General features: G+C 47.2%; 1 pseudogene. It reads left to right on the forward strand.

Annotated elements, in window-relative coordinates:
- A pseudogene (locus ACS8FC_RS18060) lies at nucleotides 1–667 on the forward strand (glutamate--cysteine ligase); the annotation flags it as partial.

Raw genomic sequence — 667 nt, forward strand, 5'->3', positions numbered from 1 at the left:
GAGCATGACTTAGAGCTACTAAATGACTCAACCTACTATAAGCCAACTGCCACCAGTCTGCGTATGGGCAAGCTTGGCTATACCAATAGCGTGCAAGAGCAGCTAGATATTCGTTATAACTATTTGCCAGAGTATGTCGCTGGACTACGCCGCGCGATCCAAACACCGCATGAGAGTTTTGCCAAGCTTGGTCTGGAAGATGAAGATAGCAACCCAATTCAGATCAATAATCACATCCTGCAAATAGAAAACGAATACTATAGCCCTATCCGTCCTAAGCAAATTGCGATGAGTGGTGAGACACCAACCGAAGCGCTTGAGCGTCGCGGTATTGCTTACGTTGAGTTTCGTGCTATTGATCTCGATCCTTATAGCGATGTTGGTATTCGTCTCTCTAGTGCTTGCTTCTTAGAAGTGATGGCGCTCTACTGTCTATTCAGCGATTCACCTGATTTGCTGCCTGAAGAAGAAGAGGCACTCGCTGTTAACCTAGAGCGTGTGGTCAACGAAGGTCGCCGTGAAGGTTTACATATCATTAATAACGGTCAAGAGCAATCGCTTGAAGACTGGATGCTAATGCATTTGGAGCGTATGCAGCCGCTTGCCGCATTGTTAGACGCTCACTACGGTGGTAACGACTACCGTGCAGCAGTCGCTCTAATGCAAG

It is taken from the genome of Psychrobacter sp. 1Y4 (genome assembly GCF_051847555.1).